This is a genomic window from Cytobacillus citreus (assembly GCF_018343665.1).
Classification (GTDB): Bacteria; Bacillota; Bacilli; order Bacillales; family Cytobacillaceae; genus Cytobacillus; species Cytobacillus citreus.
On record NZ_JAGYPM010000002.1, the window covers coordinates 742,881 to 758,687 of the forward strand.

Here is a 15,807-nt window from a genome sequence, read left to right on the forward strand (position 1 = left end):
TTATGATTTTAGGAACCTTTTTTAAATGAATTTTAAACTTTCCACTAACCTATCTTTAACCTTCAAGGCTTAGGATAGATGATAGGAATGGATAATACCGTACAGGCCAAGAAAATTTATATAGGAAGTAGTGGAAAGAATGAAAACCAAAAAGAAGTTTAGATTTTGGAAGATTACTAGAAATATTTTATTGATGATAGCTGCAGTCCTCCTTGTTTGGATCGCTTTCCATCATGTTATGAGTAAATATGAACAAAAAAAGTACCTAGCACCAGGGCAATTAGTTGATGTAGATAATAAGAAAATGCATGTCTATACAAAAGGTGAAGGTGAGCATACGATTGTCTTATTACCGGGACTGGGTACGGCAGCACCTGTGTTGGATTTCGAGCCTCTAATGAATGAAATGGCAAAAAATAATAAGGTTATCGTTGTAGAGCCTTTTGGATATGGTTGGAGTGACTTAACTGATAAGGAAAGAACCGTTGAAAACATAGTAGAAGAAATAAGAACGGTTTTGAAGAAATCAAACATTGAAGGGCCATACATATTAATGCCTCATTCTGTATCAGGCATATACAGCATGTATTATGCTAATAAATACCCAAATGAAATTGAAGCCATTATAGGGAATGATCTCACCTTGCCCCAGGCGGTAGAGTATTTTAATGAATCTACTCCAACCCTGCCCAAATATATGAGCATGCTTGCACCAACTGGTATGGCAAGATTGGTATCATATATCAACCCAAGCGATGTCTTGCCTATAGCGGATAAAGGAACTTATTCTGATGAGAATATAAAGATGACGAAACGCATTTCTGCATGGAAAGGCCTGAATAAAAATGTAGTGAATGAAGCAATTGAAATGGAAAAAAACATAATGAAAACGAAAGACATGTCATTTTCTCCAGACTTGCCTGTCATGATCTTTGCTAGGGAAAGGAAAGATAAAGTAAGTGAAGAGGGCAAAACTAATATAACTTTTAATCAATCGCAATTAAGTAATGTAACGACAAATAAACTCGTCCCTTTAGAAGGGCATCATTATCTACATTGGACGCAGTATAAGGAAATGTCCAATTACGTAAATGAATTCATAGAAACTTTTGAGAAGGATTAATAGAATGTACTATTGGATTTTTTGGAAAAAAACCTTAATCGCATCGTGTAAAAACAATAATTAAATTGTTTTCGAATTGGCCTGATTGCGTTGTTATGGAGCTTCAATATATAAACGAATATATAAATAATATCCACCCAAAAATGGGCGGATACTTGATCCAAACGCTTAATAATAATGGATTTCTATTCCTTTTTTATAGAACTCATGAGCTAAACGAACATTGGACACTGCTAATTGTGCATACGTAACTTTTTGGTCAGGGTTGAAGTTGTTTTTGTTAGCAGATAATAAATTTAATGAGTGTGCTAAGGCAACAAATCCAATGTTTTCAGGTTGTACATCTTTTGCATCTGCAAACTTAAGTTGATAGATGCCTTGATTTTTTGCTGCTTGGTCGAGTTGCAATGCACGAATATACCAAACTGCTAATTCTTCTCTTGTAAGGTGTTCATCTGGATTGAAAGTGTCTTTTTCTTTATCAAGAATACCTAGCGTTACTGCACGTTCGATCACTTGATATAAAGGATGCTCAGGAGGAATGTTTTTAAATGATTGACTTTTATTCTTTTGACCTGGGAAGCCGTCATGGATTCGAGTGAGTGACTTCGTAATCATTTCAATGGCGGCACCTTTTGTAATTGATGCATCTGGATTGAATGTTTTCACATCCTCAATATCTAATATCCCAGCATTGATTAGATAATTTAGCTCTTCCTTTGCCGAAGGATGTGAAATGACTTGACGATTCTTCTTATTAACCACACTATTCCATTCGCCTTTGTTTGCATCTAAGAAGCTATACGGATTCTTGTTGAATACTGGTGTATACACAAGACGATAGTGATCCTTATTTTGACCCGATCCTTCTTTAACATATTGAAGATTTAAACTTAGTTGTTCAAAAAATTTAGCTTCAGCTTTCTCTTTTGGGACGACCTTGTCTGTAGACGGCCAATTTTTAATATCTGAACGATTAACATTCAGACTGTTTAAAGAACCATCAGCATACACACTAACAAAAATGTGATCACCATTTACAAGAATATCATTTTCTACTCTTGGAAAGATAAAATGATAAATCCCTCTTTCATCTTCAAAATTAGCTTCTCCTAACGGCATTGCATAGTTGTGAAGATAAGACGGTGAATACTGTTTTAAATACTTCACTGCTTGCTCAAGAGCCTCTTTACTAGAAATCGTATGACTACCTTTTTTGTTCTCAAGTACATCACGCTTGAGATCATTGTACTGAATGATATCGCCTGTATGTTTATCTAATTCCAAATTTGTCCCGCTTCCACCATTACGGTATTCGTACATATACTGAATGTTAATGATTTCTTGGCCATTGTGATTTTTTTCTTCATTAATTGATTCAATCCTTAACTTAATATCATTGGAATCAACCTTGAGCAATGTTTCGGCCAATGCCTTCGCTTCTTCTAGAGAAAAATTGGTTTGCTTTGGTCCGAGCGGTTGAGCAGAAATGAGCTCAATCTTTTTTTCTTTTGGAAGCTCGGCAGAAAAACCATTTGCGGTTTGCCATTCACCAGAAAGGGCATGTACACTTAGTACGTCACTTGTTGGGTGATAAACGAGATTCACATGTCTGTCACCTGTTCGATAATCAAAATCTATTTTATACTGTAAATCAATAGAGACATCTTCTTTAATCTTCGAAATAATCTTGTTTTCAGGCAAAGCCTTTGTTACATCATCAAATGATTGAGATCCAATATCTTTTGTACTACGATAAAAATTACTGACCACTCCATTGCCAAGCACTGTTATATGAATCTGTTGGTCTGAAATAGGGACTTTATTTTTGGTACGTTCGAAAGAAAATGAATAGCTGATGGGTTCTGTAAGTGTTTGAGTACTTGGGAAGTAGTCGTAGAGGCCAAAATCTAGCAGTTGATATTCACTGCTTTGAGGAAATTTTTTCAGGAACGCTTCAGCCACTTCTTTCGCTTTTTCTTTTGTTACTTTTGCTGGAAATAGAGCATCTACAGCATTAGCTGGTTGATAATTAAAATTTTCAATCTCTAATTGTTCTCCAACAAAACTAACATATCCATATTCTTGTTTCCCGTTTACTTTTTTGTGAAAGCTTAAGTCATATCGAATCGTATCATCACCAGGAAAATGATGGCCGCTCCCCATATGGAAGTCACTATCATTTAAATAATTAAATTGAGGGAGAAATTCCCTAAATTTCTTTATAAGCTCATTTTTTGTAACAACCTTTTCTGCTTGTGCAATTTGAATTTGTACGTTATTTTGATGATCCTTTACTAGTGATGTTGCGCTTACTCCTGGGGCTAGAATTCCAATGGACAGTCCAGTAGACAATGTTAAAATTCCGAGTTTCCTCAAGCTTCTCAAAAATAACCCTCCTAATATATAGTTTCAATTCCAATTATATACTATATTGTAAATAATGTAGTATTAAAACTTGAATTTTGTTTTAAAACGGATAAATTGATTTTAATAGGGTTTAACTTTTATATTCTATTAGTTGGGTACATTTCTAGAACAACTATGGCTATTTTCTTTATTTTTAGAAGAAGTATTTGTATATTATGATAAAACCTAGTTGTTGCAATGGATTTATTTATGCAAATGTAACTTATGCACCTTATTTGGAAGCTGAAGAGGGATGGCGGCAAGATAATAGTATTTATTTTCAACAATTAATGTATGACGGAATCGGGGATGAATGGGATGTCCATTAAAGAAATAGCAGAAATAATAATATTTCAATTTTCAATACGTTCCAATAAAGATCGTCCTTTTATAGTTGGAATAGATGGATTAAGCGGGGCAGGAAAAATAACATTAGTAAAAGAAATTGAACAAAAATTAAATAAGAATAACCTTGATACAGTCGTTTTTCATATTGATGATCACATTGTTGAAAGAAATAAACGATACGAAACAGGGTACGAAGAATGGTATGAATTCTATTACTTACAGTGGGATGTTATCAAGATGACAACTGATTATTTTGAACGACTACATAATCGTTGTCATAATATATCGTTACCTTTTTATGATAAATTTACTGATTCAACTTCAACGAAACAAATGACAGTAGCTGCTGATAGCATTGTTCTTATCGAAGGTGTATTTCTGCAAAGAAAAGAATGGAGAAGGTTCTACGATTTTACTATTTTTATAGATTGCCCTCGTGAATTGAGGTATGAGAGAGTTTTAAAGCGTGATTCGTATATAGGGGATCTTCAAGAAAGACTGAATAAATATGAACGAAGATACTGGCCGGAAGAACAACATTACTTGGATACAGAAAAACCAATTAGTAATGCAGATTTAGTATATGACGTATAACTCTGAATAAATTTATTTGAAAAAGACCATCATGGATCAAGATTGATCCATGATGGTTTTTTTACCTACATTTGCGAGAGGAGTAACCTACTCCTTAGTTGGAACCTTTCAACCCCCTTCAATACAGGTGGTTTCCGAGCTTCCGATTGATTCATTTAACTCCTTTAGTAACTCCGTGAGTATTTCCGGATGAATGGAGTCTTGCAATAAAATCGTCGTAATAGGAACATTGTGTTTTTCAAACACTTTTCTTGTTTTTTCCCAAGCTTCCACAATTGATACGGGAGACATGTTTGGTTGAATGACCATGCTAATTCCTCCAGTTGACATTTGTACAGATAATATAATATTAACACTCTTTTTCTATCACCTTAAATAAAAACTCTGCATCATCTCCTACTCCTAAGAGGAGGAATGAATTCATTTTGGATCATCCTCTCCCCATCTTGGTTTTTCTTTAGCAATTCCTACATCCTAAATAAACTTCTTTCATTAATGTTATTCTTTATTTTAATTTTTTTCCCACTCCTTAGATGTCTTTTTCTGTAAAGATATATTGTTATCATAAGTAAAATAAGGGACAAAATGGAATTTATTCAACTCTAGTAAAAAACGGTAAAAAGTTTACCTTTGCTCAATTTTTGGCAAAAATCTTATAAAAAATTTAACGATTTTACATTCTAAAAGGATATTCACCTTTAATAATCGATATAGGGTGACTATATACCTATGTGTTTTACCGAAATTCTATATGATTTTGTAGAATGCTAAAAAAACAGTTAACCCGGATTATTACTTTCTCTCTAGGTTCATCCTGTGAATATATTCCTATACTGAAAAATCAGAAATTTAACAACTCTTTAACCGTGGCTTAACTCTTTTTCTCTATCATTAGACATGCGTGACTTAGAAAAAAGGGTATTGTCTATCAGACATACTCGTACTAGTTCCGCTTATATTAATCTATGAAATTAGATGAATTTAACAGCTTTTATCCACCGAAAGATGAAATTACAAAAAGACTAGTTATAAATAATATTTAAAAAGGAATGAGACAAAATGAACTTATCACCAATGAATCGAAAAGAATTTCTAAAAATGTCAGGTAGCGTAGCAGGGTTATTCTTCCTAAGCCAATTTCCGTTGAAAGTCGGCGCTTCTTCTTTGGAAAATAAAGATTTTTCATTTGCAGTAATTGCGGATACTCATATTGATCCTTACTCACCACACAGAAGTGAATATATTAAAAAGGTTTTTTCAAGCTTTCAATCCAAAGATAATCCTTCCTTCGTTCTTCATTTAGGGGATTTGGTGGAGGCTGGTCTCCCAGAAGAGTATCAAGAATTTCATCGCATCATTCCCGAGAATTATCGAAACCGATTATATGCCGTTAAGGGAAATCATGAGGTAAGATGGGACGAATGGGCTGGGGAACTTTTTCATGACGTAGTCGGCAAATCACAATATTCCTTTGATTTTGGCGGAATTCATTTTATTGCTTTAGATCCTACCCAGCTGCTTCAGGAACCAGGATTTTTTACAAAAGACCAGCTAAATTGGCTTGAAAAAGACCTAAAGTCTATCGAGCGAAATACCCCAGTCGTAATGTACTTGCATTATCCAATTGGAGATAATAATTATTATATATCCAATGAAGCAGCTCTTTTTGAAATGATAGAGTCCTATAATGTTCGGATGATTTTAACTGGACATGTTCACAAAGAACAAATGTGGATGCAAAATGGCTGTCATATTTTCAGTCTTCCTGCTGCAAAGGATGCACCTGTATTTTTCTGGATAGAAAAAAAGACGGTTGATCATCGGTCTGTATTGTCCGTTTTCCATGCAGACATTAACGGAGAGGGGATTCAAAATCGAACGCTATTGACTGAGATTCAGCTTACTGGAGCAAAACTTGCAGAACATGAAAAGCCAAAGTCTATATTATTTCAACAAAAACAGAAATCTCTTGAAGGTGAATTAAAGGTCATTTTGGATCCGCGAACAAAAGCAAAAGAGGTTCTGTATCAATTCTGGCCTGACCATAAATATGCCGGGAAGGATGATGGCAGCTGGGAAAGCCTAAATCAATCAAGCAATTCCTCACTTCGCTTTGAAAAAAACATAGATATGAATTCCATGCCAATTGGGAAATACCGATTACAGATCAGAGTTAAGAATGAACAGGCCGAATGGTGGGATGCATTTAAGACGATACAAATAGAAGATCCCCATGGTACATCGAGGCTGGAATGGACAGAAGACCTGCAAGAACCGATCCAAGCTAATTTAACGAATATACCTTCTTCCAATCTATTTATTGCAGCAACAACAGCCGGAAGCGTTAAAGCCATCGATCAGAAAAAAGGAAAAGAAAACTGGTCGATAAGATTAAAGGATCCGATTTATTCACAGCCAGCATTAAATAAAGAAGAAACCCATATCTACGTTGGTACATCAGGTCAAATGGTTTATGGTATTCATACTAGTAATGGGGAAACAGCATGGAAAAGTAAGACGCCAAGCCCTGTTCTAGGAAACATTTATTATGATAACGGGGAATTGGTCATTCCATCTGGACGTCATATCGTATTAATGGACACACAAACTGGAAAAATTAAATGGTCAACTGAAGTTAGCGGCATGACCGCTGGGATGCCAACCGCCGATGATAAAGCCATCTATTTCGGAGCGGGAGATGGCAAGGCTTATGCATTGGATCGATCCAATGGACGAGTAATATGGGAAGCTACCATTCTGATAAGAGAAACACCATACAAAACGTTAATTTATAGCCCCTGGGCAACGAAAGCGACAATCGTTCCATCCAAGGAAGGGACAATCGATCTTGTTTATGTATCGAATGTTTCAAACACATATGCTCTTAATCGCCATACTGGAAAAATTGAGTGGACACTAAAAGGTGGTTTTCTCTATTCTGCTCCACTCATCTTAAATGAAAACACTATGGCTGTTTTAGCAGATGAATGGGGAAAAGTTAGTGCGATTGATCCTTATTCTGGAAAACTGCTTTGGCAAAAAACAACAAAACAAAGAATATTTAATGCTTCCCCTGTTAACGTTGAGGGAGAAAAAGTCTATATTTCAGGTGTAAATGGCTTACTTACGGGCCTGGATTTAAAAAATGGGAGCATCGTTGATGAGTATCATTTTTCTACTGACTATGTTTACTCAACACCAATTGTTCAAAACGGACACATCATCCAAGCTGGGCAAGATGGGGTTGTACAGGCTATAAGAATATAAAGCTTCGATACTACCATAAATTCTGGAAGGGGTGGTTCTTGCGAATTTACGGTTATTTCATATTGAGTATTACAAAGAATTACAATGCTAGGTATAACAAATATTTTGATAAAGGAGATGCATAACACTTGAAGAAACAGCAGTTTAAACTTCCAATAGTCACAGGTATTTTATCGGCAATCATGTTGGGGGGATCCGTTCTTCCAACTGAATTAGTACATGCCCAAAATGTCAAACCGCTCCCTCAATTCATAGATTTAGCTTCCCAACAAGCACTAACCCCCTTTTTACTTACAAAGGGTTACGAACAAGTATGGATTATGAACGAACAAGTCGATCAGGATTTCCTCGATTATCCAAGTACAAACGTCATTAGCGAAACTGGTGCTAATGCAGGGAGATATCTTTACCGTACCCACCAACTGGACAATCATGCTGCTATCAGTGTTACTGATCTAACTGGTAAAGAAGAGACCAAAATACTTGCTCAGCTCGAAGATTGGAAGAACCTTGATGAATTGGTTTGGACCCCTTGGGGGAATTTACTCACCGCAGAAAGCCCAAAAATCGCAAACCACTCAGATGCTTATAATTCTAAATCTTCAAGCGGATTGGTATATGAAATTAACTCCTCAAACGGCGAGATAACCCCAATTCCAGCATTGGGATCTTTCACTCACAAAGGTATCCAGCTTGATGAAAACGGAAATGTCTATTTGACTGATTATAATGAAAATGGAAATATTTATCGATTTGTGCCTGATCAGGTAGGTGATCTATCCAGTGGGCAACTTTACGTCTTGCGTATTACTAAAGATTTTGGGGATTATACCGGAAGTGCCGAGTGGATCCCAATTGACCAGAATAATACTCGTATGCAAGCTAAACAGGCAGGAGCAGCTATTTATCAGCTGCCATCCGACCTTGTGATAAAGGACAATGCGCTCTATGTCTCAGTTGAAGGCGAAGATCGAGTCCTTTCCATCTCCCTCTCAGAAACACTTGTTGTGCGTAACTTTGTACGGGCAGGAGACAATGCGAAGAAAAAAGAATTTCAAAATCCAAGCTATTTGGCTTTCGATAGTGAAGGAACCCTTTTCATAGCCGAGAAAAATGGACAAGCCGATATATGGGCTGCATCAACTGATCAAAGGAAAAAGGATGGATTGGCCAAGAAGGTTGAACGTTTTGCTACTCTCTCTGATGCAAAAGCTGTTCCTTCTGGCTTGTATTTTGACCCTATTGGGCGTTTTGCTCCTTCCGAAGGTCAGAACCTTTTTATAAATGTTAAAAATGCCAATGACGGTAATGATAAAACCTTTGTGATCCGAAAGAAGCCAAATTCAAAGTTGAACCTGGAGCCTGACCGTTGGATCGAGGCTGGAACGCCGGATCGCGGAGTGAAAGATCCAATTATTTCAGCACATCGTGGAGCACCTTGGCTAGCACCAGAAAATACACTTGATTCCTATCGTTACGCTTATGCATATGGTGCTGATATGGTTGAAGTTGATGTTCGAGAAACGAAAGATGGCAGATACGTAGCATTCCATGATTCGACAGTCGATGCAAAAACGGACGGTACAGGTCCCCTTTCCGAATTGACCTTTGAAGAGGTACGGGCACTAAATGTAGCTGACAACGACCAATGGCGCGGAAGCGAATATGATCCCGCTCAAATGGCTTCTTTGGAAGAAATTTTGGAGCTTGCTGAACAAGTTGGCGGAGGCATTGAGTTCGACATCAAAAGCATCACTGATCCCGCAAAATTAGCTAATTTAGTAGCACAATATGATGGAGTTTTAGAACGCTCAATCTTTAATTCAAGCGATATTAGAATTAAACATGCACAGCCAATGGCAAAGCTAATCTATAACCGAAACCAATACGAGACACCGGGAATGCTCTACCTGCAAGGTGCTTATTATTCAGTTTTTGGATCTAGACAGGACGAATATACTCCGGAAAGTATTGTCGCTATTCATGATGCAGGAGGAATCATCTTGCCGCATTCCTATGATTTTGGAGCAGATAAAGAAGGTGCAACATTCTTAGAAGGGCGCGCGATGGGGACTGATGGTGCTCAAACAAATCAGCCAGATATTATATTAGATGTACTAGATACCCCTATACCTTCATCAATCACCGTTAACACTGATGGCAATACAGTCACGGCCAATCTTGTAAATTCTTTAAATGGCATGGGGATTCCCGACAAATTGCTCACTGTAGACAATGGAGTAGAAACCATTCAACTAACTACGAAACGTGGTGGATCTATAACCTTACCGGACGGCTGGGAAGGTGCCCGAATCGTGTTTGCTGGTGATGCTACCGTACAATCTAGCTCGTCGGATGGATCGAAAACGGAATAAACTCATTACACCCTAATTTTATTTAGGGGTTTCTTGAAGGGTTTACTGATGGGTATAATGACTAAATTTAAAAAATTAATGAAATTACTAATGGTATTATTGGGGGCGTTTCTACATTAAGTAGAGACGCTTTTTTACTAACGGATAAGTGTAACGTGTATAGCTTTTTTTAAAAGCTTCTAGTAGATAATTTTTCAGGAAACGTGCCGACTTATGAAGCAAAAAGGGTACTTAAGAATAAAGATTAAGGACTTTTTTTGGCTAATTGGAAAGTATAAGTTTATTAGTGTACTAAAGTAAATTTGAAGTTTCTATAACATCTCTACTAAAAAACGCATAAAACAAAGGCATTCACCGAAAGTACTTGGAAAACGCCAAGTTTTTCTAATAAAAAAGGATGAAATTAGAAATTAAAACCAAAATAATAAGGACATTTTTACATTATTAAAAAAGGAGCAGATTAAATGAAAAAACAGTTACTGAAGTTAGTGTTATGTTTTATGACTTTTACTTTGATTTTTTCACCATTATCAACAAATGCACAAGAAAATGTACCCCAAGGACAGTGTATTAGCCCGGCTGCATGTAAGCTGAAGGGTGACTCAAGGAAGCTTTGGACGGACCATGTAATGTGGACAAGGCTTTATATTGTTGGTGCTTTGGCAGGTCTGGACGATAAAGAAAAGGTATTAGCAAGATTATTACAAAATCAGGAGGATTTAGGGAATGCTATCAAGAGTTATTATGGGGAAGAAGCAGGAAACAAACTGGCTGAGCTGTTAAAGAACCATATCCTTATCGCCGGAAAAGTAGTCGAAGCTGCAAAAAGCGGTAACAAAGCTAATTTTGAAAAATTTAATAAAGAGTGGTATAAAAATGCTGATGATTTAGCAGATTTCCTTAGCAAAGCCAATCCAAATTGGTCAAAAGCAGATTTAAAGAATTTGTTGGAAACGCATTTAGTATTATTAACAGAGGATGTTACAGCAAGACTAGTAAAGGATTGGGATGCGAGTATTGCTGCTTTAGACAAAGGGATAGATCATATCATCAAGATTGCTGATACACTATCAAAAGGGATCGTTAAACAATTTCCTAACAAATTTTAAAGCAGTGCCCAGTTATGATCACTTACTAAAGCAATAAATGAACACCGTTCTATTTTCGAACGGTGTTTTGTGTGTTTGAACCCCTATGATAAATAAACTTTAATGATAACTTCGAATTTGGACCAAAGAAACGAATGAAAAGTGTAAATGTGTTTCCTTATTGAGGTGGAAAGAAGCCACCAACCATACATTTTCTAGGAAACTTAAAAAAAGTTACTTAATAATTAGTCTAATCTCATTGAAACATTAAATTTTTATCTTTCAGATGGTTTCTTTAGAATGAACATCAAAATGATAATAATGGTAAAGGCTGTTAGAGCTAAGAAAGGAATGGTAATAAAGCCAAACCAATTAATGTATTGTGCACTGCAAGGAACACCATTAACACAAGGCTTTATTTCGGCAAAACCAGGCACCTTTTGTACGAGATAATGATAAAATGAAATACACCAGCCAATAAGCGCCATTGGTAACACGAACTTTTTAACTGAAAAATCATTTTGGAATGTTCCAATCCCAAGTATTAGAGCTAAGGGATACATAAGAATTCGTTGATACCAGCAAAGCTCACATGGAATAAAACCCCGGATTTCACTAAAATAAAGACTTCCAAGTGTCGCTATTATTGAAACGATCCAAGCGATATATAAATATATTTGATTCCGATTTATCATTTGTCTTTACCTTTTAATGCTTCGTCTATAAGACTTTTTATCTTTTCATAATCAAACGGATCTTCGAGCATTGTACCGTTTACCATGATACTCGGAGTCAACTCAACCTTAAACTCTTCCACTAGCTTTGAGTCTTTATTTACTTCGTCAATCACTGATTGATCCTGCATATCTTTTTCTAACTGTTCTAAATTAATGCCAGGAATGGAACTTGCAATTTCATTAATTAGATCCATTGTTAGCCACACGTCATCGTGGTTTGCATTTGTTGGTTGCGCTTTAAAAAGCTCCTTATTAAATGTCCAATAGCTTTCCGGACTTTGTTTATAGACTGCTTCTGCAGCTAAAGAGCCCAATTTTGATTCGTCACCATGAAAAAGTACGTGAACGAAGGAAATTTTGACGTCACCTTTATCAACATAGTCCTCCATTATCTGTGGAAAAAACGTCTCACTCCATGATTTACATGCAGGGCATTTAAAATCTGCAAATTCTACAACCGTTACAGGAGCATCTGGATCTCCTAGTGTTGGCTGTCCTTCGATAGATGGCTGTTTATCATAGCTTATATCTTTATCTGTTTCCGAGCTTTTATTATTTAAAATGACAGCTGCAGACAGAGCTGCAAAAATAAGTACGGTAATAATCATTACTAATTTAAACGAAGAATTCTTTTTGTTCGTCATTTTCTCTTCTCCCTCAATTTATAATACCTTTTTAATCGACGATTAACGGGCTGGCTAACAAAAGCGCCACATCCTCGAAAAAGAAAAACACTTTTTCTTTGTACAGTTATTTCATTTCTTATTTTCCGGTTATTTTACAGATTAATTTTATCAAAATTAAATGTTTATTCAAAAGAATATTTGAATATTTTTTGACAATTTAAAGGATGTGGCATAAGCTAATATTATATATAATCAAATAATCTTTTGAATGAGGTGTGGAAATGAGTCAAAAGAATATAAATATAAACACGCATGACACATGCGAGACATTTTGTTTTGATGAAGAAAAGGTCAATCGAGTTCAAAAGAGGATAGAGGAAATAAGTGGAGTAGAGTTATTATTTAAAGCCTTGTCTGATTCTACTCGAATAAAAATTGCTTATGCTCTAACAATAGAGGAAGAATTATGTGTTTGTGACGTAGCGAATATAATCGGGTCTTCAACAGCAACGGCAAGCCATCATTTACGTTTATTACGTGATATGGGCTTAGCCAAGCATCGAAAGGAAGGAAAGCTTGTCTTTTATTCCCTAGCAGATGATCATGTTCATCAATTAGTATCGATCGCATTAATTCATTCTAAAGAAGGTGTCAGCAGTGGAGAAGGCAGTAGAAAATAATAAAGAAACATATCGATTACAAGGCCTTTCCTGTACCAACTGTGCAGCAAAATTCGAAAAGAATATTCGTGAGATTCAAACAGTGAATGATGTTCAACTAAATTTTGGCGCATCAAAATTAACTGTCATTGGGGAAGCAACGATTGAACAACTAGAAGAAGCTGGAGCTTTTGATGGTATTAAAGTGCTGCCTGAGAATCAAAGAGTAAAAGAAGTAAAAATCCCTTTCTGGAAGAAAGCTGAAAATAAAAATACAATTGTTTCACTTATTTTCCTAATCTTTGGATACACCTCCATGTATTCATTAGGAGAGGCACATCTGGCAACCATCTTTATCTTTGCCTTATCCATTTTAATTGGTGGTTTTGACCTTTTTAAAGAGGGTTTAAAAAACCTTACAAAACTTCAATTTGATATGAAAACACTTATGACAATCGCAATAATTGGAGCTGCAGTTATTGGCGAGTGGAGTGAAGGGGCCGTTGTTGTTTTCTTATTCGCAGTAAGCGAGGCCTTAGAAAGATATTCAATGGATAAAGCGCGTGAATCTATTCGCTCTCTAATGGATATCGCTCCAAAAACTGCATTCATTAGACGCAGGAATCAAGAAATGGAATTGGATGTTGAAGATATTAAATTAGGTGATATCTTAATTATTAAACCTGGTGAAAAGCTGGCAATGGATGGAGAAGTAATAAAAGGGCAATCTTCTATCAATCAAGCAGCCATTACAGGCGAATCCATCCCTGTTTTAAAAAAAATTGGTGATGAAGTATTTGCAGGGACATTAAATGAAGAAGGTTCATTAGAAGTAAAGGTTACAAAACTAGTTAAAGATACGACTATTTCAAAAATAATCCATTTAGTTGAAGAGGCACAGGCAGAACGTGCTCCTTCCCAAACATTTGTTGATAAATTCGCGAAATACTATACTCCTGTAATTATTATGATCGCTTTATTAATAGCCGTTGTTCCGCCATTATTTATGGGTGGAGATTGGTCTGAATGGATTTATCGTGGCCTTGCTGTTTTAGTTGTTGGTTGTCCTTGTGCATTGGTCATTTCTACTCCTGTAGCTATTGTAACAGCGATTGGAAACGCTGCAAAAAAAGGTGTATTAATCAAAGGTGGAATTCATTTAGAAGAGGCTGGGCGCTTAAAAGTTATTGCTTTTGATAAAACCGGGACATTAACAAAAGGAACCCCAGAAGTAACAGATATTAAAGTATTAAAAGGACAGGATGCGAACGATTTATTAGGAATCGCTATGGCTATTGAGAAATTCTCACAGCATCCTTTAGCTTCAGCTATTATTCGAAAAGCTGAGGAAAAAGGGATTTACCTAAATGATTATAAAGCGGAGGATTTCCAATCGATTACTGGTAAAGGGGCAAGAGCACTTGTAAACAATGAATTATATTATATTGGTAGTCCAAAGCTTTTTGAAGAAATGAGTAATCTTCCTTCTTCTGTTGAAGAGGAAATAAAAGCGTTGCAAGTTCAAGGAAAAACCGTCATGATAGTTGGCACAAACCAGGATATTATCGGGATGATTGCTGTTGCCGACCAAGTGCGAGATAGCAGTTCCAAAGTCATTCGAAAATTGCTTGAAATCGGAATACAAAAAACCATTATGTTGACTGGAGACAATCAAGCAACAGGTCAAGCAATTGCAAAGCAGGTAGGATTAAGTGATGTAAAGGCTGATTTATTGCCACAAGATAAATTAGAAACCATAAAATCATTAAGAGAACAATATGGAAAAGTTGCCATGGTTGGAGATGGTGTTAATGATGCACCAGCATTAGCAACTGCAACAGTAGGGATCGCAATGGGTGGTGCTGGGACTGATACGGCGATTGAAACAGCTGACATTGCCTTAATGGCGGATGATTTAAATAAACTGCCATATACAATCGAGTTAAGCCGCAGAGCATTAAGAATTATTAAGGAAAATATGACATTTGCTCTTGGACTCAAATTATTGGCATTAATCTTAATTATCCCAGGATGGTTAACATTATGGATGGCTATCTTTGCAGACATGGGAGCAACACTCATCGTGGTGTTTAATTCATTGCGATTGTTGAGGGTTAAAGAATAAAAAACATGGATGAATAGGAAATAACCATAAAACTTATATAGTAATTAACAGTATATTTAACAAACGAAAACGCTTGGAGTTGAAAATCCAAGCGTTTTTAAATATATATATGTCTTATCAAATAAAATACTTTTTGTTTAAATTAATTTTTTATTTAACAATGCTTTGTTTTTTATCTTTGAATTTAAACACTATAAATAAAAGTATATGAATTATCATAACGGTAGGGATATAAATGATATTGATAATTTCTAAGTTTAATGCGTCATAACTTGGCTGCAAACCACCATCCAACTTAGAAAATTCTTCTGCATTTAAATATTTGAAGTATAAAAAAGTACCAATGCTAATAAAAGTCAAAAAACTGATAAGTAACAATGAGTATTTATTGAATTTCATTTTTTTACCTTCCCATTCGATTTAGTTCACTTTTACCATTTTTATTATGTCTAGTAT

13 protein-coding genes are annotated in these 15,807 nt (G+C 35.8%); 8 read left to right on the top strand and 5 right to left on the bottom strand.

The window, feature by feature from the left end; genetic code table 11:
• Positions 1-139 precede the first annotated feature (139 nt).
• On the top strand, positions 140-1,123 hold the full coding sequence (locus KHA94_RS09615; RefSeq protein ID WP_249365415.1) for an alpha/beta fold hydrolase: 984 nt from the start codon (positions 140-142) through the stop codon (positions 1,121-1,123).
• A gap of 168 nt (positions 1,124-1,291) precedes the next feature.
• Here the strand turns inward: KHA94_RS09615 and KHA94_RS09620 are convergent, their stop codons facing one another.
• A complete protein-coding gene (locus KHA94_RS09620; RefSeq protein WP_213101896.1) occupies positions 1,292-3,511 on the bottom strand; it encodes an S-layer homology domain-containing protein in 2,220 nt (739 codons plus the stop codon).
• Between the two features lie 197 nt (positions 3,512-3,708).
• Here KHA94_RS09620 and KHA94_RS09625 point away from each other — a divergent pair, with 197 nt between their 5' ends.
• Both KHA94_RS09625 and KHA94_RS09630 read left to right on the top strand, forming a co-directional pair.
• A complete protein-coding gene (locus KHA94_RS09625; RefSeq protein WP_213101897.1) occupies positions 3,709-3,861 on the top strand; it encodes a hypothetical protein in 153 nt (50 codons plus the stop codon).
• Positions 3,851-4,474, top strand: coding sequence for a kinase (locus tag KHA94_RS09630; RefSeq protein WP_213101898.1), 624 nt, complete (start codon positions 3,851-3,853; stop codon positions 4,472-4,474). Before KHA94_RS09625 ends, KHA94_RS09630 begins: the two co-directional genes overlap by 11 nt.
• Positions 4,475-4,582: 108 nt before the next feature.
• Here KHA94_RS09630 and KHA94_RS09635 read toward each other — a convergent pair whose 3' ends face one another.
• The gene (locus KHA94_RS09635; RefSeq protein WP_213101899.1) at positions 4,583-4,783 is read right to left on the bottom strand and encodes a hypothetical protein; all 201 of its coding nucleotides are present in this window, start codon (positions 4,781-4,783) and stop codon (positions 4,583-4,585) included.
• Positions 4,784-5,533: 750 nt separating this feature from the next.
• Here KHA94_RS09635 and KHA94_RS09640 point away from each other — a divergent pair.
• The 3 genes from KHA94_RS09640 (at position 5,534) to KHA94_RS09650 (ending at position 11,225) form a co-directional block, all read left to right on the top strand.
• Positions 5,534-7,741 (top strand): outer membrane protein assembly factor BamB family protein, encoded by a 2,208-nt coding sequence (locus KHA94_RS09640; protein WP_213101900.1) that lies wholly within the window; start codon positions 5,534-5,536, stop codon positions 7,739-7,741.
• A 128-nt stretch (positions 7,742-7,869) separates the two neighbouring features.
• Positions 7,870-10,116, top strand: coding sequence for a glycerophosphodiester phosphodiesterase family protein (locus KHA94_RS09645; RefSeq protein WP_213101901.1), 2,247 nt, complete (start codon positions 7,870-7,872; stop codon positions 10,114-10,116).
• 464 nt (positions 10,117-10,580) lie between these two features.
• Positions 10,581-11,225, top strand: a complete 645-nt coding sequence (locus KHA94_RS09650; protein ID WP_213101902.1) for a glycosyltransferase — start codon at positions 10,581-10,583, stop codon at positions 11,223-11,225.
• A gap of 254 nt (positions 11,226-11,479) precedes the next feature.
• Here the strand turns inward: KHA94_RS09650 and KHA94_RS09655 are convergent, their stop codons facing one another.
• A complete protein-coding gene (locus KHA94_RS09655; protein WP_213101903.1) occupies positions 11,480-11,899 on the bottom strand; it encodes a disulfide oxidoreductase in 420 nt (139 codons plus the stop codon).
• Positions 11,896-12,585, bottom strand: coding sequence for a DsbA family protein (locus KHA94_RS09660; RefSeq protein ID WP_213101904.1), 690 nt, complete (start codon positions 12,583-12,585; stop codon positions 11,896-11,898). Before KHA94_RS09660 ends, KHA94_RS09655 begins: the two co-directional genes overlap by 4 nt.
• Positions 12,586-12,848: 263 nt before the next feature.
• Between KHA94_RS09660 and KHA94_RS09665 the strand changes: the two genes are divergently transcribed.
• Together KHA94_RS09665 and KHA94_RS09670 are read left to right on the top strand one after the other, a co-directional pair.
• The gene (locus KHA94_RS09665; protein ID WP_249365416.1) at positions 12,849-13,247 is read left to right on the top strand and encodes an ArsR/SmtB family transcription factor; all 399 of its coding nucleotides are present in this window, start codon (positions 12,849-12,851) and stop codon (positions 13,245-13,247) included.
• Positions 13,225-15,351, top strand: coding sequence for a heavy metal translocating P-type ATPase (locus KHA94_RS09670; RefSeq protein WP_213101905.1), 2,127 nt, complete (start codon positions 13,225-13,227; stop codon positions 15,349-15,351). Before KHA94_RS09665 ends, KHA94_RS09670 begins: the two co-directional genes overlap by 23 nt.
• A gap of 150 nt (positions 15,352-15,501) precedes the next feature.
• Here the strand turns inward: KHA94_RS09670 and KHA94_RS09675 are convergent, their stop codons facing one another.
• The gene (locus tag KHA94_RS09675) at positions 15,502-15,750 is read right to left on the bottom strand and encodes a hypothetical protein (protein ID WP_213101906.1); all 249 of its coding nucleotides are present in this window, start codon (positions 15,748-15,750) and stop codon (positions 15,502-15,504) included.
• Between the last annotated feature and the right edge of the window lie 57 nt (positions 15,751-15,807).

What these genes read in the sequence shown, in the direction of transcription:
- KHA94_RS09615 (WP_249365415.1), top strand. Translation starts at nt 140, where the DNA reads ATGAAAACCAAAAAGAAGTTTAGATTTTGGAAGATTACTAGAAATATT.
- KHA94_RS09625 (WP_213101897.1), top strand. Translation starts at nt 3,709, where the DNA reads ATGATAAAACCTAGTTGTTGCAATGGATTTATTTATGCAAATGTAACT.
- KHA94_RS09630 (WP_213101898.1), top strand. Translation starts at nt 3,851, where the DNA reads ATGTCCATTAAAGAAATAGCAGAAATAATAATATTTCAATTTTCAATA.
- KHA94_RS09635 (WP_213101899.1), bottom strand. Translation starts at nt 4,783, where the DNA reads ATGGTCATTCAACCAAACATGTCTCCCGTATCAATTGTGGAAGCTTGG.
- KHA94_RS09640 (WP_213101900.1), top strand. Translation starts at nt 5,534, where the DNA reads ATGAACTTATCACCAATGAATCGAAAAGAATTTCTAAAAATGTCAGGT.
- KHA94_RS09650 (WP_213101902.1), top strand. Translation starts at nt 10,581, where the DNA reads ATGAAAAAACAGTTACTGAAGTTAGTGTTATGTTTTATGACTTTTACT.
- KHA94_RS09655 (WP_213101903.1), bottom strand. Translation starts at nt 11,899, where the DNA reads ATGATAAATCGGAATCAAATATATTTATATATCGCTTGGATCGTTTCA.
- KHA94_RS09660 (WP_213101904.1), bottom strand. Translation starts at nt 12,585, where the DNA reads ATGACGAACAAAAAGAATTCTTCGTTTAAATTAGTAATGATTATTACC.
- KHA94_RS09665 (WP_249365416.1), top strand. Translation starts at nt 12,849, where the DNA reads ATGAGTCAAAAGAATATAAATATAAACACGCATGACACATGCGAGACA.
- KHA94_RS09675 (WP_213101906.1), bottom strand. Translation starts at nt 15,750, where the DNA reads ATGAAATTCAATAAATACTCATTGTTACTTATCAGTTTTTTGACTTTT.